Raw genomic sequence first — 22,029 nt, 5'->3', positions numbered from 1 at the left:
AGTTATTTGGATAGCTTAAGAGCGGTAGGTGAAAGCTCGTTATGTTCCGAGACTGCGGGACCGCAACGATCGGCTTTGATATTGGTGGAACCAACCTGCGAGGTGCGGTCGTCGACGCATGCGGCACCATACTCGACCTCGAGCAAGTGCCAACACCCAGCAGTACTGTTGCACTGGAACGCGGAATCCAACACATCGTTGAAAAACTCGGGAGCCGCCACCATATTCACGCCGTAGGTGTAGCCGTTGCGGCATTCCTAGACTCTGAATGCACAACAGTTCGATTTGCTCCCCATTTGCCTTGGCGTGACACCCCCGTAAAACAACGACTGGAAGAATTCCTCCAAGTACCCGTACGGGTCGAACATGATGCTAATGCAGCTGCTTGGGGCGAATACCGCTTTGGCGCCGCCCGCAAAGCAAAAACCTGGACACTTTTTGCCATGGGCACCGGCATCGGTGGGGCATTGATGATTAATGGGGAAATTTATCGGGGTGCCTATGGCACTGCGCCGGAATTCGGCCACCTTACGGTGGTGCCTGATGGTCGCACCTGCCCATGTGGGAAACGCGGCTGCCTAGAACGCTATTGCTCCGGCACGGCACTCGTAGCAACCGCTCGAGAAATTATTGCCAGCGGTGCATTTGATGATTCCCGCCTTAGTATTGACTACCACGCACGTCCCGAAGCCCTTACTGGACACGTAGTTATGCAGGCTGCACGTCGTGGTGATACCGCAGCCGTTGCCGCCGTCGAAGATTTTGCACACTGGCTAGGTGAAGGGCTGGCAATAGTAGCTGATGTCCTCGACCCAGAACTTATTGTAATTGGCGGGGGAGTAGCCAGCGAGGCAATGCTCTACCTAGATAAAGCCCAAGAGCACTATGCGCGCCGAATCGTGGGCGCAGGACACCGCCCGCTAGCACGCCTCCGAACAGCAGAGCTTGGAAGCGAGGCAGGTATGATTGGCGTAGCAGACCTCGCCCGTCAGCTCGCCTGACACCCTCACACAGCACCGGGAAGTGGAAAACAATGCAAAACAAGTGGTACTGGGCATTTAAAAGCATATTGGTGGGGCCTCTCTTAAGGCTGTACAACCGTCCCACCATAACCGGGCTGGAGCATATTCCTACTACTGGAAGCGCAATACTTGCTTCAAACCATCAAGCGGTTACGGATTCCTTTTTTCTGCCGTTGCTATGCCCACGGCAAATCACCTTCCTGGCCAAACAAGAATATTTCACCGGTACCGGCGTTATAGGAGGATTGCAGCGGTGGTTTTTTACTAGCGTTGGACAAGTCCCAATTGACCGCAGCTCAGCAAATGCGGCCCAAGCCGCTATTGATACCGGCATGGCAATACTCAATCGTGGTGATCTCTTAGGTATATACCCAGAGGGAACCCGTTCACCAGACGGACGTATATATAAAGGCAAAACAGGTATGGCTTTTATGGCTCTCGGCGCCAAGGCACCGATTGTACCCGTAGCCATGATTGGAACCCGCGCCGCAAATCCAATCGGCTCGTGGATTCTCCGCCCAGCAAAAGTAGGTATCCGAATTGGTGAGCCAATCGATCCTAATGCATATGTGGAATCGCAGGGGCTTGATCCCCAATCCTATGAAGCGGCCCGCGCACTTACCGATTACGTTGTTGCGAAACTTGCCGAACTATCTGGACAAGAGTACGTAGACGCCTATGCGGCGGATGTAAAAGCCGCTCTTGCAGCTGGTGAAGGGCACCCTAAGGGCACGGAGCCAACAAACTTCTAGTGCCCAGGAGTGGGGTAGAGGGACTACCAAAGTTCCTCATTGTCCAGTAAGGTTGTTCAAGGCCCAAACTCCACTTGGGCTTGGTATGAGCTCAAGGAGAGGGAGCGAGTGAGCAACCCGGCAGTGGTAAAAAGCACAGCTGCCCCACGTAAGGCGGAACGTTTGGCCTGGCCAGATACTGCCCGCGGACTATCAATCCTCGGGGTAATTCTGCTCCATGCATGCCTTGCCGTACCCAACGGCATGGATACATTGCCTGCACAATACAACCAAATGATCTCAGCCTTGCGGCTTCCCCTGTTCTTTTTGGTCAGCGGGTTTTTCTCTATGAAGATCCTGCAGTATAGCTTTACTCAACTCCTTGCAAAGCGCTTATGGTTTTTTATTGTTCCGTACGTGCTTTGGGTACCGGTGGAACAATGGTTGAAAAACGTTGAGTTTGAGAAGTTCCATAATCAGCCAATGCCCGATTTTTGGTTTTATTGGGATGTCACCGTGGGTGGCAGAAATATGTATTGGTTTTTGTACTGCCTGGTTCTATGTAACTTGGGGCTGTGGTGTACTCGGAAACTTGAACCATGGATTGCGGTGGCATTATCGTTTTTGCCACTTACGCTTTTGGTTGCATCTGAGTGGGAGCCAATCGTACTAAACATTATGGTGTTTATGCCAGTGTTTTTTATTGGTGCGCATGGCCGTTCGCTGATTACCTGGTTTGCTGACCGCGTTATGTACCTTTGGGGTTTAGGGGTTGCATCATTAAGTTATGCGGCTGGCTATGTTCTGGAAACTCTGTGGACACTCCGCCTGCAATATCCAGTAGAAGGTTGGCATCTGCCAGGCAATATTCTTCTTGTGAGCGATGATATTGATGTATTAGTAAAACTCACTGTGCGATTGTTAATGCTGCCAGCGGCCATTGCATTAGTGGTGGTACTTTCGCGCGTTCCTGGGATAAATAAAATCTTGGAACTGATGGGACGCCATACACTTGTGCTGTATTTGGGGCATCCGATCGCTCTCACCTTATTGTTTAACTTCACCTACAGGTATGAGGAAATAGCATTTACCGAAGAGACTGGCAGCCTTTGGGATTCGCCAACCTTGTGGATTGGTTATTGTATCCTCATTGCCTTTGGCGGCGGCGTACTTGTTGAATGTCTAAAACGTATTCCCGTGCTCTCATGGGTGGTTGTTCCGCGACCAACGCCATGGGATGTATTGGATAAAATTCGTTCCCGCTCCAAGAAAAGTGTGGTCAGCGGTACGCATGATGTTGCTGTGACACAACGTTCGTAATTTACGTAGTCTCGATGGGGTACGGAAAATTCTCTCACCCTAGGAGTTATACAATGAGGAACGTAAGTTTGATTGCACTTGTGCCGATTGTTGCGGCTTCGATGGTTGCGTGCGGTGAAACCAATACCGCAACCGAAAGTGCATCTAGTGCAGTTTCGAGTGTCACATCATCGGCTGCGGAAATGACAAAAACTACGTCCAGTGCTTCAGAAGCAACTTCAAATGCAATGGCGCCTGCTGGCGAAGGCCAAGTGATAGTGGAGGTTGATGGCGCGCCTGTGGAGGGTAACTTCGTTCCCATAACGTGCCGCCCAGATGTCACTGATGGTACACCCGAGTTAAATATTGAATCACCAAAGGGGCAACCAGAGGAACTTGATATTGATATCAATAACCCCGATGAGACCCCAACCCTTGACAGTCTGGACCTCCGAGCAAACAATATCCACCTGGAAACCGAGGACCAGCAGGAAATGGCGGCCATGATCGAAAAGAGTGAAAATACCTGGACAGTGGAAACTGACGCTTTCCAAGAAGGCACCCAGCAAGTTTCAAAGGTAAAGGTCAAAGTGACCTGCTAGCTGTTTCTTGGCTAGTACGCAGCCAAAACCGCCCCTGTTTAGGGGTGGTTTTGGCGTGTTTTTAAGATTGAATTTGCGGGGGTATATCGGAATTTGGTCGCTTTAATATATAAATGTCTATCTAACAGCGCGTATGCTACCCATATGGGTGTCTACGGTTGGTTAGAGGGGTGCAGTAAGGGGTGGGCGTCGAAAATAACCTGAAACTGTTGTGCAATATTTTCGCTGGTAGATACATGCACGGAGAACCTGCTTAGATTTTCTTAAGATGGCTGACCTGGGCTTTTATCCTTGTCCTAAGGGGAGATTATGGGTAGAATAATTGATATCAGGGATTGATAATCGTATCGGGTGGTGGAATCTATGGTTGCTCGCAGGAACGCCTTCTTTCATGTGCAGGCGCCGGAGAACTATAACGGTGCGCGGCGGTTGGCGCTGAATATTGAAGAATTTGAGTTTTACCGTTATCACGTAGCTGCCCGTCATTTTCAATACGCTGATGTGCATAAGGTAATCGCTCAAATGTGCTGCGATGATCCGGGGCTCCGAAAAGCACGCGTGCGTCTTATGTTGGGGTTTGTATACCGTCTTCAAGAGCAGTTGCCAGAGTTGGCGCCGTATGTTTTTCAAGACGGGTTAGTCACCCCGGACATGGCATGCGCAATGGAACGTGCGTTTCAAGACTTGCCGACGACCCCGCCGCTCCGGCTTACCCAGGCCTTGCAGCGGGTACTTATCCAACGATTCACCCCAAGAGTGGAACATCAACGCCTACCTACGCCGCGGGCACTCCGCAAAGTAATTGAACGTGTGTTAAGTATGTATGGGTCAATTGATCAAGTAGAAAAAACAGCAAAACCAAACTACTGGAGCGTGCCCAGCCTCAACTCCGGGCTATGGCTTATCGGTGCCGAGGTAGATAAATTAACAGCAGAATCGATGGATCGCCATATCGAAGCCGTTGCCAAAAACGAGAAAATAAGCAAAGTGGAAGCAATGACACGGCTAATCTGCGGTACGGCAAAAACCACGAACATAACGATTATCGGGATTGGGGAAAATTCTCCGACTGAAGCCCTAACCGTTGCCGAACTCGAGCACTTTGGCAAACTCGATGTAGACACGCAGTTGCGCGTCCACAACTATCCGGTGCGCTACCGAAACGCGCTTGAAATAGCTAACCTGCGTCGAGATATTTACCATCCCACAGACGATCAACGCGCGGTAGTGCGCCTCCGAGACGGCCACTGCAGGTTCCCAGGCTGTGAAACCCCTGCTTCTGCCTGTGATATCGACCATGTGATTACATTTGAAGCTGGTGGTTGGACTGCACTCGGCAACCTCCAATGTCTATGTCGCGGACACCACAACCTTAAAACCGACCGTAAAGTTACCGCACACATGGACTCCGACGGTGCCGTCACCTGGCAAGATACCGACCCGAAAATTGGCAAGGAATACCAGAACCTTGGCACGACTTTTCCTGAAGGACCACTTGCCGGGCTTTGTAGCCACCCCACACACAATGTAACCCGACACTCAGGGAAAACCACCGCCGACGACAATACCAGCCCACCAATCAGGCGCGGTATGGGTAGATTCGGCACCACCATCGACGCCAACAACGAAACAATTAGGCAAAGCAGACAAGCCGAACGAGAACGCCACGTCGACCCCGAAGACGACACCCCGCCACCGTTCTAACGTTCGAAAGGATTGTCAAAGCCCCAACCCTGTGTAGGGAAGGGGCCTACAATCATGCCCGCGTTACGACGCCGCCGTCCGCTTACGGAAATTCACAACCAATACCCCAACTACCAACACGAGAGCCAAAAGCACATACGAACTGCCCAGGACTTGTTGGGCGCCATTCCAACCCAATTCCGCATCATCGTGATGCGGCAACATCCAATGTGGCGGGAAAAAACCAGCAAACAATAAAGCGCTAAACCCTACCAAAATCGTCCAATGCCTATGTGCGGCAGCGCCCAATAACACCAAGGCAGGAACCATCCACACCCAGTGATGCGACCATGAAACCGGAGAACACAGCAATGCAACCAAAGAATTTAAAACCACCGCAACCGCAGGTGAGGAACGATACATTGCCACAGCAATCACCGCAATCAGCGCCAGAATACTGACCTTCCACAGTAATTCTGATGCGTCCTCTCCAACAAGGCGGAATAGCAGTCCCCGAATTGATTGGTTTCCGGCATACCCTAATCCGCCAATACGAGACGGATCATTCAAAGTGTGCAACCAATATTGCATTGAATTCGAAGGGCTAATCAACCAAGCCAATGCGGTAAAGCCGAGTCCAGACCCGATGGCTACCCCTGCTGACTTCCAATCACGGCGAATCAAAAAATACAAACCAAATACCGCAGGAGTTAACTTAATTGCGGCGGCAAAACCAATCCAGAAACCTCTGGGTAGCCAGGGTTTCTTAGTTAAAATATCTATCAGGACCAAGGCCATCAGGAAAATATTTACCTGCACAAAATCCAGAGTTTCTGTGACTGGTTCTAAAAACAGCGCCGCAGGCAACACTAGTAATGCCACAAGCCTTGCCGGGACCACCGGTGCCGCATGGCGCAGCACAATTACCAAGCACCACCACAACACAATCATCGACGCTAAATCAAAAACAACCGCGCCAAAGGACAATGGCACCGCCGCAAGCGGCGCAAATAAAATTGCAGCTAGCGGGGGATAGGTAAACGGTAATTGAATACCGCCAACCGCATAATCCTGCGTATAAAGGTTTTCACCCCGGAGGAATGCGCGCCCACCTTCACGGTAAACATCAATATCAATGTGATAGCGCCAAAATGCGCTGGTACCAATTGCATCGAAATCCACAACCCTTAGCGAAAACGCATATAGTGCCAGCAATGCTGCCGTAATAATAATGGCAGGATGCCCCAATATGTGGCTAATTTGCTGCGCAGAAAGCTGCTCTAAAGACTGTTTTTCGCGTTCGTGTGTACTCACGTTAGGAAAGTTTAACGGGGTTACCAAGAAACGACTACGCTAAGTTCGGCAAGATTTTATTTTCAAAGATTTGGTTAGTTGATTATGCGCTTTTTCTACGACACGGAATTTATTGAAGACGGCACCACTATCGATCTCGTTTCCATTGGCATTGTCGGTGAGGACGGCCGTGAATACTATGCAGTATCTACCGCGTTTGATGAAAGCAAAGCCAATGATTGGGTTCGTAAAAATGTACTGAACCAATTGCCAAACCCCGGTGACCCAGTGTGGCGATCACCAGAGCAAATAAAAGCGGAAGTTCTAGAATTTCTTCTCGACGCCCCCGGCGACCCGGAGTTATGGGCTTGGGTCGGGGCATATGACCACGTTGTGCTCGTCCAACTTTGGGGTGACATGATCGGTTTGCCAAGACGGATCCCTCGGTTTACCCGAGAGCTTAAGCAGTATTGGGAATTTGCCGGGCGCCCACGCTTGCCAAAGCTTCCCGACAATAATCACGACGCTTTAGTGGATGCGCGCCATAATTTGGCGAAATTCAAAGTGTGTTTTGAAAAAGTGCCTCTTAGTGCTCAAAACTCGGCGGTGCTCTCGCTATAACCTTGGGAATTCTATTGCGAAATTCCCAAGAAAAACTCTAGCGCTCTCACTCTGTGGGACGAATTCATTCAGTATTTAGAACATGCTGTGATGTCCGTGGTTAAATAGTTTGCGTGAGTTGGACTGTAGATATTCCCGTGGCTGAGCTCCCAGATCTGCCGCCATTGCCTGGCGGCATCCAAGAGCGTTTTGATGACGTTATTTCACGCCCCGCATACCAGCAGCCAAGCTGGGATCAGCAGCAAGCGAATACCGTCCGTAAAATTTTAGAATCGGTACCACCGATTGTGGTAGCCCCTGAGATCCGTGCATTACGGAAACAATTAGAAGAGGTTGCGTTAGGACGCGCCTTCCTCCTGCAAGGAGGTGATTGCGCCGAAACATTTGAATCGAATACCGAGCCGCATATTCGAGCAAATATTAAAACACTATTGCAGATGGCCGTGGTACTTACCTATGGTGCTTCAACGCCAGTGGTGAAAATGGCCCGAATTGCTGGACAGTATGCAAAGCCTCGTTCGCAGGACCTTGATGAGCATGGTCTGCCAAATTACCGAGGTGACATTGTCAATGGCGTCGAAGCCACCGTAGAATCGCGACGCCATGATCCGGCTCGAATGATCCGCGCGTATGCGAACTCTTCTGCGGCAATGAACCTGGTGCGGGCATTGACTTCATCAGGCACAGCTGATTTGCACCGCCTTAATGAATGGAATCGAGAGTTCGTTGCACAATCTCGAGCCGGTGCTCGTTATGAGGCGCTTGCCCAGGAAATTGAGCGCGGCATGGCTTTTATGGAGGCCTGTGGTGTAGCGGATGAAAACCTCCGGCACGCGGATATTTTCTGTTCTCATGAAGCTTTGCTTGTTGATTATGAGCGAGCGATGCTGCGCTTGGCAGAAGACGAAGACGGCAATACCGAGCTTTATAACCTTTCAGCACACCAAGTGTGGATTGGGGAGCGCACCCGCGGAATTGAAGACTTCCACGTGAACTTTGCTGCGTTGATTGCCAACCCAATTGGTCTCAAGATTGGGCCTTCGGTCACCCCAGAGGAGGCCGTCGCCTATGCTGATCGCCTGGATCCGAAGTTCGAACCTGGACGACTTACACTGGTTGCTCGCATGGGACATGATAAAGTTCGCACGGTCCTTCCTGATATCGTGCGTGCGGTTGAAGCATCAGGCCACAAAGTTATCTGGCAATGTGACCCCATGCATGGAAATACCACCACAGCTTCGAATGGTTATAAGACTCGCCACTTTGACAAGGTTATTGATGAAGTGCAAGGGTTCTTTGAGGTGCATCGCCAGTTAGGAACACACCCTGGTGGTATCCATATTGAACTGACCGGTGAAGATGTTACCGAATGTCTGGGTGGTGCTGAGGATATTACCGACGTCGACCTACCAGGGCGCTACGAGTCAGCTTGCGACCCCCGGTTAAACACCCAACAATCCTTGGAATTATCATTTCTAGTTGCGGAAATGCTTCGTAATTAGTGGTTAAAAATCACGAAATTCCCTGCTTTTGGCGGGGAATTTTTTTCTTGCACAATAGTTCCAATAACGAAGGCGAGGCCTAGTGGAATATAGTGAATTGCAAGGATGTTTTCCCATAGAGACCATTGGCCAAAAGGAAGCCATTTATGGACCTGTCCAATAGTCATTGCGGTAATTGCCCAAATAGCCCAGGCTTTCCAAAACATAGATGTTGACCAAAAACAGAGGATTGTTGCGGGGATAAGCCAAACCCAATGGTGGGACCAACTAATGGGGGAGGCGCAAAGCCCGAATACCGCAATGCTGAGCAGGCTGGCGGCGTCGAAACGCGAGATATAGGCAGCCCAGCAGGCGAGAGCGCCAATGATGACGATAATCCATGGCCATGCGGAGGTATATTCAGTGCGGGTAAGAGCGGCCATAACGGAAATATTGGTGGCATTGCCGAAGTCGCCAATACGTTCAGTTTGCCAGAGGGTCGTGTGAAAATACTGGAAGGTGTCATCCCAACGAATTACAGCCGCAAAACCAGTTGCAAGTGTAAAACTACCTAATGTCCAGCCCAAGGATCGATAATCTTTTCGCAATAAAAAGTAGAGAAAAAACACGGCTGGGGTCAGTTTAATTGCGGCCGCAATGCCGGTAAGGGCTCCGCGGGGGAGGTGTTTGTTGGTGGCGAGGGCGTCGGAAAGTACGAAAGCCATAAGCGCGATATTGATCTGACCAAACGACAGGGTACTGGTCGCCGGTTCACACAAAAGTGCGATGGTGGTCAGGGGGACGGTCAAATGAGTGGCTTCAATGTGGGACAGCACTACACGCAAAGACCAAAACAAACATCCAATAGAGACCACTGTAAGCGAAACTTCCGCAATTCTTTGTGGCACCATTCCAAGCGGAATCAACACAATAGCGCCAAACGGCGGGTATGTAAACGGTAAAGACGCATGCTCCGTATGGAAAACTTGCGTATACAACTCGCCTGGTTGTGTAAGCAAAGCCAAAGCCCCTTGACGGTACACATCTACATCGACTTGGTATCGCCAGCCAGAAGGATTCACACTTACCGCACATGCCATTGCGATAAGCGCAATCCAACTAAAATGGGTAGAGCGTAATGGTAGACCCATACTCAACTAGGGTTGTTGGGGCTGGGGACTGGGAAATAATCCGATCTGAATTGCTTGCATCATCAACGCCTTCCACCTCAAAACCTTCGCGCTTTAGGGCTGCCACCGCATCTTTGACCGTGCGGCCAATTACGAGGGGAACCCGAATTTGGCGGGTCACTGTCAAATCCACCTGGGCGTTTTGTGGATCAATAAAGCGTCCGGGCAATGGGACTACACCCGTTACAACTTTAGTGCCGCCACTGCCAGAAGAATCATCTGTAACGGTACGAACACTAATTCCAACTTCGGCGAGTTTCTTTTTCGCTTCTTGCTCCGTAAGGCCTGTTACATCAGGGACTTCAATGGCATTGGAAACAACAAGCTGCACCTGGCTGCCGCGCGGCACTTCCCGGTTAATCTCTGGTTTTGTGGAAACCACATGGCCTCGGGGAATATCTTGATCGTATGTTTCTTCTATTCCGGTGACTTTTAGGCCGGATTCCTCAAGGATGCGAACGGCCTCCTCGCGTGATTTGCTGCGTACATCGGGGATATTAACTGGCGCCGGGCCTTTACTTAAAGAAACCGTTACTTTTGTTCCGGTATTGACCGTTTGCCCGATGCCTGGGTCGGTGGAAACCACGCCTCCTCGGGGAACTTCATCCGAATACACATCGTCACCCTGGCTCCAAACTAGTGTTCGGTCTTGAAGGAGGCTGCGATACTCGTTTGCATCATATGATTCTGGTATCCCCGGAACGGTAGGTTTTCCCAAAGAAATCAAGAGCGCAACTTCGCCCCCTCGGGCAACCCAGCCGCCAGGTTCCGGATCTGAACTTGCAACCAAGCCTGCTTCAATTTCATCCGAATATGTGTCTGAAACTACCGGTGTAAAACCTGCCTGGGTAAGGGCAGTTTCAGCGGCGGTGCGTTCCATACCAATAATCTGGGGTACTTCGTCATAGCGTCCGGATCCAATCCACCAACCGCCGACTACAACGGCCGCAGTAACTAATCCGATTACAATAAGCCAGATCCCCAACTTTACTTTCGAGCGGTTCTCCACGGGTTTTGGTGCTGGCTGCTCCGGCTCAATTGTGGCAGGTACAGCGCTTTGCGGTGGGCCGGGAGGAGCCGAATATTGCGGAAGTGGAGTGCCTGGAACCTGAAGCGTTTGCTGTGGTCCTTCCTGAACTGGGATTTCCCCGGTGGTTTCAGTAGGGCGCTGATATGCCGTGGTTGCGTGCACCGGAGGTCCAGCAGGAGGTGGGGCCGGGCTTTGTACGATTTCTGTGGGGGCATCATCTGGGTTTTCCGTCACCGCAGGTATTACGGTGGTGGCGGCATTCTCCAAAGAATTCCCAATGCCCGCAGCAACCATGGCTGAGGTCAATAAATCCGTGGGTGGAGATGCTTTAGCGTTTGCCCGATGTGCCGCAGAATTCATCGGAATTGGTACTTCTGGGATTGGCAGATCAAGTTCGGCTACAGTTTGTTCAACTGCTGCAAGAAACTCCCCAGCGTCCGCAAAGCGGTGTTCGGCTTGGCGTGAGGTCGCCTGCGAAATAAGTGCATCAAATTCAGTGGGGATACCAGGTTGCTTGGTTGAAGGGGCGGGCACATCTTCATTAAGGCGCTGATATGCGTGTGCAACGGGTGTGTCCCCGGAAAACGGGGTTTTGCCGGTAAGCAACTCAAAGAACAATAAGCCAGCGGAGTATACGTCGCTTTGGGGGCCGATATCCCCGCCAGTAACTTGTTCCGGCGAAAGATAGGACACGGTGCCTACAATTTGGTCGGTGGAATGGCGGGAATCAGCGCCGGCACGCACTAATCCAAAGTCGGCGAGTTTTACCTGGTGGTTGCCATTAATAAGAACATTGTCAGGTTTAATATCGCGGTGCACCATGCCGGCTTCATGTGCTACTGAAAGTCCGGTAAGAACGCTTCGCATTACGGCCGCTGCGGCTGCTGGTTCCATGGGGCCGCGCTCATCAAGGAGCTCGCGGAGGGTGCCGCCGGTAATTAATTCCATAATCAGGAAGACGTGCTCACCATCGCTACTGGCGTCATAGACATTTACCAGGCATGGGTGGGAGAGCATGGCCATAGAGCGCGCTTCTCGGCGGAAGCGCGTGCGGAAAACGGGATCGTCGATAAACCTTTCGTCCATTACTTTTGCGGCGACACTACGCCCTAAACGGAGGTCAATACACCGATATACGGTGGACATTCCACCCCGTGCAATGGGGGTTTCAATTCGATAGCGACCCTCAAGGACATCGCCAACCTGCAATCCTGCCATGCGCACCATCTTGCCCGATTCGTATTGTTAAATGCTAGCTCAGTCTAGGGTGTTCGCCAGTGGCGGACATCCTTAGCTAGATTAAAAGTTGTGAGTTCCATTCCTGCGATGCACAAGGTCCTACCCGCTGATGAACCCGTAATCACCGTCCCAGAAGCCGCCGAGCAAATGGGGGTAGTTGTCACACGGGTTTTTCACTTGATCAATGATCACCAAATCATTCCTGTTCTCCGTGATGGCGTAAAACTGATTCCGGCAGCTTACTTCAATGATCATGGTGAATTATTGAAGTTCGTGCCTGGAGTCATTGCCCTGCTCTCTGATGGCGGGTTTCAAGACGAAGAAATTTTAACCTACTTATTTACGGAAGATGATTCCCTACCAGGGCGGCCAATTGATGCGCTTCACGGCCATTTAGCGCGGGAAGTCATGCGCCGCACTCAAGCAATGGCATTCTAAAAGTAGCAATTACGTTTTATCCAATGTTCCTTGTTCGATCCATCGAACGGAGTACCAGGCTGCGGCAGCCACAATTCCCATCCAAAGTACGTTATACAGCTGGTGGTTGCCGCTGCCAGTAAAGGAAACTGCGATAAGCATAGAAAGGCCGGTGGACCAGCGAATAATGTGTTCATTTGGTCTAAACGTGCCAATAAGACAGATAAGACTGGTGTAGTACCACGGTAATGTGACTGCATTAAATACCACTGCCACTGCATATGCTGCGGCAATGCCCATAATGGCATGTTTATCGGTGTGGCGAAATAACCACCATACGGTCACTAGCCCAAGCAACATAAGTATTTGGGAAACCGTTCGAGTGGTAGTTAAAAACGCGTTATAGGAAAACTCTTCATTTACTAGTGAAGCGGCGGGGGTTACCAGCCCGGAGAGCAGGGAAGGGAACGCCAACGGGTTAATTACTTTGGAGTTGCCAGAAATCTGCGTGACCCAACCCCAGGAGGATCCGGAGGTCCAGGTGACTAGGGCCACTACTCCAACTGAAAGGAGTGTCATCCACGCCCCAGAAAATACGAATCTTAGTATTCGCTGGATCCGCGTATGTTCTGGTTTTTCTAGTGCTCTGGTGGCCATCCACACCATAAACGGTAAGGCGAATACCGCGGTTGCTTTCAGGGAGACGGAGAGTGAAACCAAGATTACGGCGCGGATAAAGCGGCGTTGTAGTGCAAATACAATGCCTACGCACACGAGCCCAACCATAATGGATTCATTGTGCATACCGCCGATAAGGTGAAGTGTCATTACGGGGTTTGCTACACCAAGCCATAGTGCCAGGTTTGGGTCGCCGCCAAGTGCGGTGGCAATTCGGGGTACAGCCCAAATAATCATGCCAAAGCCAGCAAAAGATACCAGTTTGTAGCACAGCACACCAAGGGTCACATTATCGCCGATTAGGCGGGTGATTCCTTCTCCAAGCCATAGGTGCAGTGGCCCATATGGGGTTGTGGTATTGCGCCAGTCGTGGCTGACTTCTAGCAAAAAGGGCCCTGGATTTACTGCGGCACCTTGGGTGTAGGGGTCGAATCCATCGCGCATCATTGCGCCCTGCATAAGGTAGGAGTAGACGTCCCGGGAAAGGATCGGTGCAGCCAGTGCAAAGGGCGGGAGCCACCAGCGCAGGGCTGTAAGGGTATGTTGGCGCTGTCGGCCTAAAAGCACCCATGCTGCGACAAAGATCATTAGGCCGAACCAGAAGGTGACATTGGAAAACCCGGCACCGTGCCCAAAGGATAAAAATGACCAGCCTAGGGCGTCGAGGACACCACCTCGATTTCGGGTTGCTCCGCCACCAAATGAGGCGATAGTAAGTAGGATCGCCCCCAGTAAACCCAGGTAAATGGGGTTACGCATGGCGCGCAGTGGCGGTTTTTGCGAGGGTTTGGAGGGTTTCACGGACTTCATTTGGGAGGTTGTCATTGAGTGCTGCCAGTCCCTTCTCCGTCAATTCTTGAATGAGATTTTCCACGTGCTCTACGGCTCCGCTTGCTTGGATAATGTCAGCGAGTCCTTCGATATTGGGGGTGCCAATGCCAGCGCGGAGGGTTGCGGCAGCGGCGGGGTCGGAGGCGTCGAGAAGCTTGAGTGCGGTGGCTAGGAGTACGGTGCGTTTGCCTTCGCGTAAATCATCACCAGCGGGTTTGCCGGTAATAGCAGGGTTGCCGAATACGCCGAGCATATCGTCGCGAAGCTGGTAGGCAACCCCAATGGACTGCCCATAGGTAATAAAAGGTTCTAAGGAGGCGTTGGCAATGGCTGCGCCTAGCTGTAGCGGGCGGGTAATAGTGTAGGCCGCGGTTTTATAAAGATTAATTTTCTCAGCCTCTTCTACTCGCTCATCGCCGGAGGCTTCAACCGTAATGTCAAGTATTTGGCCAGCAATGACTTCGGTGCGCATGGCTCGCCAGGGGATAAGTGCGCGTTGTAGGGCGGCGTCGGAAAGCCCTGCCGAGGTAATCATATCGTCGGCCCAAGTGAGCGCAAGGTCACCAATAAGCGTGGCCACTGCTTTTCCATAGTGCGCTGCGTCTCCGTTCCAACCCTGCTTGCGGTGATGCGTTTCCACGGCGCGGTGCACGGTGGGTTTGCCGCGGCGTGTCTCCGAAGAATCAATAATGTCGTCATGGATGAGGGCACAGGCTTGGATAAATTCCAGGGCACTAATTGCTCGCAGGACCGCCTGGGGGTCTTCATTGCTAGTACCGCTGACAAAACCAGCCCAAGCGAACATTGGGCGGACCCGTTTTCCACCTTGAATAAATTCGTATAAAAGTTCAAATGCCAGGGCCGTTGCGGGATCAATATCACTGATTTCCGCGCGACGACTTTCCAAGTAGTCCAAGAGAATTTCATCGACAATCTTTGGCACTTGCTGAATTTCCATCAGGAGAAACCGTCCTCTTCGTTGGGGCAGGGCTGATATCAGAATAAGATACGCAGGCATGACCGCAACGAATTACCAGCTTTCTATTACCGACGCCCTGAAACGCCCCACTCCCGGCCGGGTTCCATTTTCTGTGGAATTTATGCCCCCACGTGACGACGCCGCCGAAACCCGCCTTAAAAACGCCGCTAAAACCTTCCACGATCTAGGCGCTTCCTTTGTTTCCGTAACCTATGGTGCTGGTGGTAGTACTCGTCAACGTACCGCCCGTATAGCCCGTCGTTTGGCCGGCCAACCATTAACAACCCTGGTGCACTTGACGTTGGTGGACCACACCAAAGCCGAACTTGAAGAGATTCTTAAGGAATACGCTGCACTTGGACTTTCTAACCTTCTAGCATTACGGGGAGACCCACCGGGAGACCCACTGGGTGATTGGATCCCAACTGAAAATGGTCTTAGCTATGCCAGCGAACTTATTGATCTAGTGCAAAGCCTGCCGGAGTGCAGCCATTTTGAAATCGGCATTGCCTCATTTCCGGAAGGGCACTATCGGGCCGGGTCACTTGAACAGGACACGTACTATACCTTGCAGAAACTTCGCGCCGGGGCGCAGTATTCCATTACACAAATGTTTTTTGATGTCGAGCATTATCTCCGGCTCCGTGATCGGCTTGCGGTAGATCCAGAGCACGGTACGAAGCCAATTATTCCGGGGCTTATGCCAATTACGAGTTTGCGTTCTGTTCGCCGCCAAATGGAGCTTTCTGGTTCAGCATTGCCGCCAAAGCTTGAGCAACGTTTTATAAAAGCTGCTGCCGGGGATGAGGTAGCCAATAAAGAAGCCATTCGGGAGGTTGGCATTGAAGTGACTACGGAAATGGCGGAGCGTTTAATTGCGGAAGGCGCTCCAGATTTGCACTTTATGACCCTTAACCTGGTTCGAGCTACTCAGGAAGTGCTGCATAATTTGGGTATGGCCCCCGCCGCCGATATGGATATTATCCGCTAGTGTTTTCCAAGGGTAGAGGGGCCCAGAGCACTGCAAACGGGCGATCATCGCCAGAAAAATAGAAGTTTCGCAGGAGGTCTTTAAACCCGAGGCTGCGGTAGAGCCCAAATGCGGCATTGTTTTCATTGTCCACTTCTGGTGTGGAAAGCAAGGCATAGTTTGATTCCGCATGGCGGGCTAGCGCATGGACAAGGGCGCGTCCAATTCCGCGTCCTTGTCGGCTGGGAAGCACATGCACTTCTGCGATTTCAAAATAATGGCGCAGGATTTTCTTTGCTTCTGGTCCATATTTCCCGGAACGTAATAGGCCGTGCTGAATTTGTTGATACCACCAGTGGTGTTTATTGCCTATATATCCGAATGCAATGCCTACTGGTTTCCGGTCTTCTAATGCGCATATGGCGGTAAAGCCAGCGTTGCGAGTGAGTTGTTGCCATGCATTGATTCGGGTGTGCCGTATCCCAGGGTGATAACACATGGCTTGTACATATATATCCACAAATTGACCAGCATGATGCACAAATTCAGGGTTACTGAGGTGACGCAAAGAAACACTCACATGGTCTAGCATAAGGAAAGCTTGCTCGAACATTTGTTCACACGCTGTTCGAGGGGGTAGATAGAGTTTCGGATGTAAGTTCGCAACTGTAGGAGTTATCCCATGTCAAGCGTTGTTTCCGCGACATTCTTTCGAGCGAATACTCCACGTGAGGATTTCCTATCCCGGGCATATGGGTTACTTAAACAGGCTCGGAATTACCTCCTTGCGGGGGATGAATTGCTTGCAATCGATGCTGGGTATCAAGCTGCATTACGTGCCGCAGGCGCGCGCCTTTGTGGGGCTCCACGACGCCGTGGTGGCGCTTGGGAGCGATTGCAGCGTCTCGACGCCGCGGGTGCTCGGCAGGCAGCTGAATTCGGCGATTGGTCATCAATTCGAGCCCGCGCTATCGCAGGGCTTCCATGTGGAAAATCTGCGGCCGATGTGACCATTTTTCTCGACAAGGTTGCTGGCTTTATTGAAGAAGTTGATACCAGATTGCCGCAGGTAGCGTAGCGATACACACTAGCCGGGAACTTTCCGGCTACGCTTGGCGTTAAATGGTACATAGAGCAGGCCAGCACAGTGGAGGAACCGTGTCGCTTTCTGAGCAGGAGCAAAGGATGCTTCGGGAGATCGAGCAATCATTGCTTGCCGACGATCCCGCATTTGGCGCTGTCGTTGCAGGTCACACGCCAGAGCCGCAATCAGGGATTACATTACGAGGCCTTGCCATCACGGTTGTAGGTTTGGTGATGTTGGTGGGTGGGGTGGCGTTAAGCCAACAAAACCTATGGTTTACAGCACTGAGTGTGGTTGGCTTTTTAGTCATGTTTGGCGCTGGTGTCTGGATGCTGCGTGGTGGTGGGGGTGGACCGCGTGTAGCCGCTAAACCCGTAAAGCTAAAGTCTGGCGCATTGGGTTCGCGAATGGAGGAGAATTTCCGTCGTAGATTTGATGACCCCAGAAATTAATATTTTTCTATTCCCGCCTTGTGTATTAACAAGGCGGGTTTTGTGCTTTTAGGGGGTTCCCAGTTTTCCCAGTAATCACCCACATTGCCCCACATTTATTCATGCACTACCTAAAAATGCGGTACACAAAGTGTCTTATGTGGTTAATGTGACGTATGTTAGGGGCAATTTTCCTATATTTTTCATAGTTGCCCCACTAAGTTTCATATGCTCTGACCAGCAAAAATAAAAGAAAGTGGGGCTTTGTGGGGGTTTTGGGGTGTTAAAAGTGGGGCAAAGTGGGGTAGTGTGGGGCACAACGGAGTTTCTCTCCGTGAGGTTGGATCGTCTTGACTGAGGAAGGTGGGCCACGGATGTTCCTTGGTACCTACACTCCAAAGCTTGACGATAAGGGCCGACTTACACTTCCCGCGAAATTTCGTGAGGAATTGGCAGGCGGTCTTATGGTGACCAAAGGGCAAGATCACTCTCTTGCTGTGTACCCCCGCGAAGAGTTTGCGGCACGTGCACGTAAGGCAGCGGCTGTCTCACGTACCAACCCTAAGGCGCGCGCCTTTATCCGTAATCTCGCTGCGAGTGCGGATGAGCAGCGGCCCGATGGGCATGGGCGAATCACCTTATCTGCAGCTCACCGCGCATATGCAGGATTAACCAAAGAATGTGTGGTTATTGGGTCTGTGGACTTCCTCGAAATCTGGGACGCAGAGTCCTGGGCCGCATATCAGGCGGAGACGGAAGATTCCTTCTCCGATGCTGAAGATGACGTTTTGGGTGGCTTACTCTAAGTCACCGCAGGGTACGTGTAAGGACTCTGCCCGCTGGATCTGGTGTACTTCCCCGATACCAGATCCAGCGGGCAGGGCTCTATACGTACTCTGCACTATTAGCTAATTTCCGGCACCGAGAGGGGGACAGGCCATATGGACAACCACATTGAACACCACGGACACATTCCAGTACTCAAGCAACGCGTTACGGAATTGCTCGCTCCGAGTGTCCAACCAGGTTCTGTACTTATCGACGCCACCCTCGGTGCAGGTGGCCACACTGAACATTTTCTTACCGTATTTCCACAGGCATATGTCATTGGCTTAGATAGGGATCCAAAGGCCCTAATTGGAGCCCGTAAACGCCTCGAACGCTTCGGTGATCGATTTCTTGGTGTGCACACCAGATTCGATGGTTTGGGCGAAGTTCTTGCGCATGGCGAAGGTGAGATTTTTGATCGCGCTCGCGCTGGCGTAGCAGGCGCATTATTCGATCTTGGTGTTTCTTCAATGCAATTGGATCAGGTTGATCGTGGTTTTGCATATAAAGTTGATGCCCCATTGGATATGCGCATGGATCCGACCACCGGGATTACCGCTGCAGATGTGTTAAACACCTACTCTCATGGTGAATTGGCGCATGTATTGAAAACCTATGGTGATGAGCGTTTTGCTGGGAAGATTGCTTCCGCAATTATCCGTGAACGTGAACGTGCACCATTTACGCACTCGGCACGGCTAGTCGAACTCTTGTATGCCACTATTCCGGCGGCTACGCGGCGTACCGGTGGGCATCCAGCAAAACGAACGTTCCAGGCATTGCGTGTGGAAGTGAATAGCGAATTGGATTCACTGGCAGCAGTGATTCCCGTAATTGGTGAAGCTTTGGCTATCGGCGGTAGGGCCGTGTTTATGAGCTATCAATCTCTTGAAGACAAGATTGTGAAAAAGCAATTGGCGGAGATGACGGCTTCTAAAACACCACCTGGCTTGCCAATGGATTTACCAGGAACGGCACCGAAATTCCGTTTGATTACGCGAGGTGCAGAAAAAGCCTCGGCAGCGGAAATTGAAGATAACCCCAGGGCTGCACCTGTAAGGGTGCGAGCGATTGAACGACTCGAAGTGCACTAGAAGGAGGCAGCGATGACTCAGATAACTACAGTACGTCCTCAGCCCACCGCACTTCCGCGTACTGTTACCACTCCACCCCGGCGGCGTTTTCAGCACACACCTGGTTCACGTCAGGTGGTCTCTGTTCGCGGACGTCGGGTAACAACTACGAAAAAAGCCGACCCCAAACTCGTTAAGTTCGTTGTAGCTATTACCGGTGTCCTTTTTGGTGGAGTTGCCACCACTATAGGGCTTTCTGGTATATCAACCGAGCAAACGTTCCAATTGCAACAATTGAGTGCGGAAGAAACCCAGCTCAATAATGAATTGGAAACTCTCCATCGGGATGTGGAAACAGCTCGTTCCTCAGCGGAGATTGCTCGCCGCGCTTCAGATATGGGCATGGTTGTTCCAGATCAGCCTGGTGTGCTTGCTGTGCAAGATACCGGTGAGGTGGTTGAACAACGCCCAGCCGATGCCTCGAAAACCCGTCCGATTATTGATGTCAATGGAAAGCAAATTGCTCCTTCGCGGGCATCTTCGAACCCGGATGAAACTCGAGATGTTAGTGAAAACCTAAATCCAATTCCGCAAAGCAATCAGCAGCGCACTACAGCAGTTCCAGGGGTGACTCCGTACGCGCCAAGAACTGATGGTGGTGCCCGGTGAATCGGGAGTTGGATCCGGTAGAAGTAGGCCGCAGGCGACTACGGATCGTAAAAATCGTGGTAGTCGTCACTGTGGCATTACTTATCGGCAGGCTAGCTTGGGTGCAGTTAGTCTGGGGGCCTACACTTGCGGCTGTAGCGGAACAACAGCGCGCGCGTACCTATAAGGATCCAGCACGCCGCGGCACTATCACTGACCGTGATGGCAAGCGTCTTGCTTATACAATGCAAGCGCGTTCGCTCACAATTTCCCCTAAAGTATTGCGTGGTGAAATTGAGGAACGCCATGAGCGTTTCCCTGATGATTTTGCCCCTTTGGATGACACGCTGAAAGATATTTCCAAGCAAATCCCAGACATGATTGAAAAGGCGGGCGCTTCTTCTGAAAAAGTTTCCTCAAAGGAAATTTTAGAAAAGCTTAAAGCTGATACCAATTATGAAGTGCTTGTGCGAAATGTAGATCCTGATGTTGCATCTGAAATTGCCGCTAAAATTCCTGGTATTGCTGCTGATCATCAAGATATCCGCCAGTATCCGAATGGTGCGGTAGGGGAAAATATTATTGGCAAGATCAGTATGGATGGGGTCGGGCAGTTCGGTTTTGAAGCAGCTTCGGATAGTGTCCTTGCTGGTATAGACGGTCGCTCAACTGAGGATGTTTCCACCGATGGTCAAGTAATTCCTGGTACGTTGCGGGATAAGGTTCCAGTAGTGCACGGAGCTGATATCGAGCTGACTATTGACCTCGATCTGCAAACATATGTTCAACAGCAGGTGGAGCAAGCAAAGAGTCATTCATTGGCGCAAGGGGCGTCGGCAGTTGTTCTTGACGCAACAACTGGGGAAGTTTTGGCAATGGCCAACGACGGGACGATTGATCCTACCGGCGACATTAGCCGTCAGCTGGAAAAAGGGAAAAACTTTGATAATCCTGCGGTTACACATCCGTTTGAACCGGGTTCTGTGGCTAAGGTAATTACCGCTTCAGCGGCCATTGAAGATGGGCTGACAACCCCAGATGAAGTTTGGCAGGTTCCTGGCAGTATTGATATGGCGGGGGTCACTGTCAAAGATGCATGGGAGCATGGAACCGTTGGTTTTACCACTACGGGTATTTTCGGAAAGTCCTCCAATGTTGGCACATTAATGATGGCTCAGCGCGTGGGTGAAGATCGATTCGCAGACATGCTCGAAAAGTTTGGCATTGGCCAGTCCACTGGAATAGAACTCCCAAGCGAATCCGAGGGTTTATTGCCGGCGCGTTCGCAATGGTCTGGTGGAACGTTTGCCAACCTGCCAATTGGGCAGGGCATGTCATTGACCTTATTGCAAATGGCCGGTGTATATCAGGCCGTGGCCAATGATGGTGAGCGGATTCAGCCTCGTATTATTCGCAAGGTAAAAAATTCAGATGGCAGTGAGGTACAACAATCGGAGCCGGAGCGGGTGCAGGTAATGAAACCTGAAACCGCCGTAACTGTTCGCGAAATGTTCCGTTCTGTTACCCAACATGATCCTTCGGGTGTGCAGATGGGTACAGGTTCTGGTGCTGCTATTGAGGGCTATCAAGTTTCTGGTAAAACTGGGACAGCTCAAAAGGTGGATCCGGCATGTAATTGTTATTCCAATTCCAAGTATTGGATTACTTTTGCGGGTATCGCTCCGGCCGATAATCCCCGCTATGTTGTGGCGATTATGTTGGATGAACCTAAGCGTGGTGTACATGGAGAAGGCGGTCAATCCTCGGCTCCGTTATTCCATGACATTGCTTCATGGTTGCTTAATCGGGATAATATCCCCCTTTCTGAGCCAGTGGAAGGTCCGTTCGTGCTCCAAACCCCGTAGTCTGGAATAGTTCGGCGAAGACTCGTGACCAAGG

General features: G+C 51.2%; 21 protein-coding genes. 15 read left to right on the top strand and 6 right to left on the bottom strand.

Features of this window, described 5'->3' with window-relative positions; all coding sequences use genetic code 11:
- Positions 1 to 41: 41 nt before the first annotated feature.
- From CFREI_RS09255 to CFREI_RS09235, 5 genes are all read left to right on the top strand, one after another.
- Positions 42 to 1,001, top strand: coding sequence for an ROK family glucokinase (locus tag CFREI_RS09255; protein ID WP_027011889.1), 960 nt, complete (start codon positions 42 to 44; stop codon positions 999 to 1,001).
- 32 nt (positions 1,002 to 1,033) lie between these two features.
- The gene (locus tag CFREI_RS09250; protein ID WP_027011890.1) at positions 1,034 to 1,774 is read left to right on the top strand and encodes a lysophospholipid acyltransferase family protein; all 741 of its coding nucleotides are present in this window, start codon (positions 1,034 to 1,036) and stop codon (positions 1,772 to 1,774) included.
- A gap of 108 nt (positions 1,775 to 1,882) precedes the next feature.
- The gene (locus tag CFREI_RS09245) at positions 1,883 to 3,073 is read left to right on the top strand and encodes an acyltransferase family protein (protein ID WP_051255800.1); all 1,191 of its coding nucleotides are present in this window, start codon (positions 1,883 to 1,885) and stop codon (positions 3,071 to 3,073) included.
- 53 nt (positions 3,074 to 3,126) lie between these two features.
- On the top strand, positions 3,127 to 3,654 hold the full coding sequence (locus tag CFREI_RS09240; RefSeq protein ID WP_027011891.1) for a lipoprotein LpqH: 528 nt from the start codon (positions 3,127 to 3,129) through the stop codon (positions 3,652 to 3,654).
- A gap of 363 nt (positions 3,655 to 4,017) precedes the next feature.
- Positions 4,018 to 5,358, top strand: coding sequence for an HNH endonuclease signature motif containing protein (locus CFREI_RS09235; protein ID WP_027011892.1), 1,341 nt, complete (start codon positions 4,018 to 4,020; stop codon positions 5,356 to 5,358).
- Between the two features lie 63 nt (positions 5,359 to 5,421).
- Here the strand turns inward: CFREI_RS09235 and CFREI_RS09230 are convergent, their stop codons facing one another.
- Positions 5,422 to 6,651: a glycosyltransferase 87 family protein gene (locus CFREI_RS09230; RefSeq protein WP_051255801.1), complete on the bottom strand. Its 1,230-nt coding sequence runs from the start codon at positions 6,649 to 6,651 to the stop codon at positions 5,422 to 5,424.
- A gap of 84 nt (positions 6,652 to 6,735) precedes the next feature.
- On the opposite strand from CFREI_RS09230, the gene CFREI_RS09225 reads away from it, so the two are divergent.
- Both CFREI_RS09225 and CFREI_RS09220 read left to right on the top strand, forming a co-directional pair.
- Positions 6,736 to 7,251: a polyadenylate-specific 3'-exoribonuclease AS gene (locus tag CFREI_RS09225; RefSeq protein WP_027011893.1), complete on the top strand. Its 516-nt coding sequence runs from the start codon at positions 6,736 to 6,738 to the stop codon at positions 7,249 to 7,251.
- 113 nt (positions 7,252 to 7,364) lie between these two features.
- The gene (locus tag CFREI_RS09220; protein WP_027011894.1) at positions 7,365 to 8,753 is read left to right on the top strand and encodes a class II 3-deoxy-7-phosphoheptulonate synthase; all 1,389 of its coding nucleotides are present in this window, start codon (positions 7,365 to 7,367) and stop codon (positions 8,751 to 8,753) included.
- Here the strand turns inward: CFREI_RS09220 and CFREI_RS09215 are convergent.
- Both CFREI_RS09215 and pknB read right to left on the bottom strand, forming a co-directional pair.
- A complete protein-coding gene (locus tag CFREI_RS09215; protein WP_084170647.1) occupies positions 8,750 to 9,883 on the bottom strand; it encodes a glycosyltransferase 87 family protein in 1,134 nt (377 codons plus the stop codon). The genes CFREI_RS09220 and CFREI_RS09215 overlap by 4 nt on opposite strands.
- Positions 9,852 to 12,170 carry a Stk1 family PASTA domain-containing Ser/Thr kinase gene (gene pknB / locus CFREI_RS09210; protein WP_027011895.1) on the bottom strand — a complete coding sequence of 773 codons (2,319 nt, stop codon included), beginning with the start codon at positions 12,168 to 12,170 and terminating at the stop codon, positions 9,852 to 9,854. The genes CFREI_RS09215 and pknB overlap by 32 nt, the downstream gene beginning before the upstream one ends.
- A 90-nt stretch (positions 12,171 to 12,260) precedes the next feature.
- Between pknB and CFREI_RS09205 the strand changes: the two genes are divergently transcribed.
- The gene (locus tag CFREI_RS09205; protein WP_027011896.1) at positions 12,261 to 12,629 is read left to right on the top strand and encodes an Rv2175c family DNA-binding protein; all 369 of its coding nucleotides are present in this window, start codon (positions 12,261 to 12,263) and stop codon (positions 12,627 to 12,629) included.
- Positions 12,630 to 12,638: 9 nt separating this feature from the next.
- Here the strand turns inward: CFREI_RS09205 and CFREI_RS09200 are convergent, their stop codons facing one another.
- Both CFREI_RS09200 and CFREI_RS09195 read right to left on the bottom strand, forming a co-directional pair.
- Positions 12,639 to 14,045 carry an alpha-(1->6)-mannopyranosyltransferase A gene (locus CFREI_RS09200; protein ID WP_035111344.1) on the bottom strand — a complete coding sequence of 469 codons (1,407 nt, stop codon included), beginning with the start codon at positions 14,043 to 14,045 and terminating at the stop codon, positions 12,639 to 12,641.
- On the bottom strand, positions 14,038 to 15,075 hold the full coding sequence (locus CFREI_RS09195) for a polyprenyl synthetase family protein (protein ID WP_035111346.1): 1,038 nt from the start codon (positions 15,073 to 15,075) through the stop codon (positions 14,038 to 14,040). The genes CFREI_RS09200 and CFREI_RS09195 overlap by 8 nt, the downstream gene beginning before the upstream one ends.
- 58 nt (positions 15,076 to 15,133) lie before the next feature.
- Here CFREI_RS09195 and CFREI_RS09190 point away from each other — a divergent pair, with 58 nt between their 5' ends.
- A complete protein-coding gene (locus CFREI_RS09190) occupies positions 15,134 to 16,087 on the top strand; it encodes a methylenetetrahydrofolate reductase (RefSeq protein ID WP_027011899.1) in 954 nt (317 codons plus the stop codon).
- Here CFREI_RS09190 and CFREI_RS09185 read toward each other — a convergent pair.
- On the bottom strand, positions 16,077 to 16,679 hold the full coding sequence (locus tag CFREI_RS09185) for a GNAT family N-acetyltransferase (RefSeq protein ID WP_240483179.1): 603 nt from the start codon (positions 16,677 to 16,679) through the stop codon (positions 16,077 to 16,079). The two genes, CFREI_RS09190 and CFREI_RS09185, sit on opposite strands and share 11 nt — an antisense overlap.
- A 69-nt stretch (positions 16,680 to 16,748) precedes the next feature.
- On the opposite strand from CFREI_RS09185, the gene CFREI_RS09180 reads away from it, so the two are divergent.
- From CFREI_RS09180 to CFREI_RS09155, 6 genes are all read left to right on the top strand, one after another.
- Positions 16,749 to 17,144: an SAV_6107 family HEPN domain-containing protein gene (locus CFREI_RS09180; protein WP_027011901.1), complete on the top strand. Its 396-nt coding sequence runs from the start codon at positions 16,749 to 16,751 to the stop codon at positions 17,142 to 17,144.
- Positions 17,145 to 17,224: 80 nt separating this feature from the next.
- Positions 17,225 to 17,602, top strand: coding sequence for a DUF3040 domain-containing protein (locus tag CFREI_RS09175; RefSeq protein WP_027011902.1), 378 nt, complete (start codon positions 17,225 to 17,227; stop codon positions 17,600 to 17,602).
- 353 nt (positions 17,603 to 17,955) lie between these two features.
- Positions 17,956 to 18,387, top strand: coding sequence for a division/cell wall cluster transcriptional repressor MraZ (gene mraZ / locus CFREI_RS09170; RefSeq protein ID WP_027011903.1), 432 nt, complete (start codon positions 17,956 to 17,958; stop codon positions 18,385 to 18,387).
- 135 nt (positions 18,388 to 18,522) lie between these two features.
- Positions 18,523 to 19,503, top strand: coding sequence for a 16S rRNA (cytosine(1402)-N(4))-methyltransferase RsmH (gene rsmH, locus CFREI_RS09165; RefSeq protein ID WP_027011904.1), 981 nt, complete (start codon positions 18,523 to 18,525; stop codon positions 19,501 to 19,503).
- Positions 19,504 to 19,515: 12 nt separating this feature from the next.
- A complete protein-coding gene (gene ftsL / locus CFREI_RS09160; RefSeq protein WP_051255803.1) occupies positions 19,516 to 20,151 on the top strand; it encodes a cell division protein FtsL in 636 nt (211 codons plus the stop codon).
- Entirely contained in the window at positions 20,148 to 21,995 is a 1,848-nt protein-coding gene (locus CFREI_RS09155) for a peptidoglycan D,D-transpeptidase FtsI family protein (protein WP_084170648.1), read from the top strand. The genes ftsL and CFREI_RS09155 overlap by 4 nt, the downstream gene beginning before the upstream one ends.
- The last annotated feature ends 34 nt before the right edge of the window (positions 21,996 to 22,029 follow it).

The organism is Corynebacterium freiburgense (genome assembly GCF_030408815.1).
GTDB lineage: Bacteria > Actinomycetota > Actinomycetes > Mycobacteriales > Mycobacteriaceae > Corynebacterium > Corynebacterium freiburgense.
The sequence above is the reverse complement of the archived record's forward strand: the minus strand, read 5'-3'. Positions and strand labels throughout refer to the sequence as shown.

Excerpts from the sequence above, each read along its gene's own strand:
- CFREI_RS09255 (WP_027011889.1), top strand. The coding sequence starts at position 42 with ATGTTCCGAGACTGCGGGACCGCAACGATCGGCTTTGATATTGGTGGA.
- CFREI_RS09250 (WP_027011890.1), top strand. The coding sequence starts at position 1,034 with ATGCAAAACAAGTGGTACTGGGCATTTAAAAGCATATTGGTGGGGCCT.
- CFREI_RS09240 (WP_027011891.1), top strand. The coding sequence starts at position 3,127 with ATGAGGAACGTAAGTTTGATTGCACTTGTGCCGATTGTTGCGGCTTCG.
- CFREI_RS09235 (WP_027011892.1), top strand. The coding sequence starts at position 4,018 with ATGGTTGCTCGCAGGAACGCCTTCTTTCATGTGCAGGCGCCGGAGAAC.
- CFREI_RS09225 (WP_027011893.1), top strand. The coding sequence starts at position 6,736 with ATGCGCTTTTTCTACGACACGGAATTTATTGAAGACGGCACCACTATC.
- CFREI_RS09215 (WP_084170647.1), bottom strand. The coding sequence starts at position 9,883 with ATGGGTCTACCATTACGCTCTACCCATTTTAGTTGGATTGCGCTTATC.
- pknB (WP_027011895.1), bottom strand. The coding sequence starts at position 12,170 with ATGGCAGGATTGCAGGTTGGCGATGTCCTTGAGGGTCGCTATCGAATT.
- CFREI_RS09200 (WP_035111344.1), bottom strand. The coding sequence starts at position 14,045 with ATGCGTAACCCCATTTACCTGGGTTTACTGGGGGCGATCCTACTTACT.
- CFREI_RS09195 (WP_035111346.1), bottom strand. The coding sequence starts at position 15,075 with ATGGAAATTCAGCAAGTGCCAAAGATTGTCGATGAAATTCTCTTGGAC.
- CFREI_RS09190 (WP_027011899.1), top strand. The coding sequence starts at position 15,134 with ATGACCGCAACGAATTACCAGCTTTCTATTACCGACGCCCTGAAACGC.
- CFREI_RS09185 (WP_240483179.1), bottom strand. The coding sequence starts at position 16,679 with ATGTTCGAGCAAGCTTTCCTTATGCTAGACCATGTGAGTGTTTCTTTG.
- CFREI_RS09180 (WP_027011901.1), top strand. The coding sequence starts at position 16,749 with ATGTCAAGCGTTGTTTCCGCGACATTCTTTCGAGCGAATACTCCACGT.
- mraZ (WP_027011903.1), top strand. The coding sequence starts at position 17,956 with ATGTTCCTTGGTACCTACACTCCAAAGCTTGACGATAAGGGCCGACTT.
- rsmH (WP_027011904.1), top strand. The coding sequence starts at position 18,523 with ATGGACAACCACATTGAACACCACGGACACATTCCAGTACTCAAGCAA.
- ftsL (WP_051255803.1), top strand. The coding sequence starts at position 19,516 with ATGACTCAGATAACTACAGTACGTCCTCAGCCCACCGCACTTCCGCGT.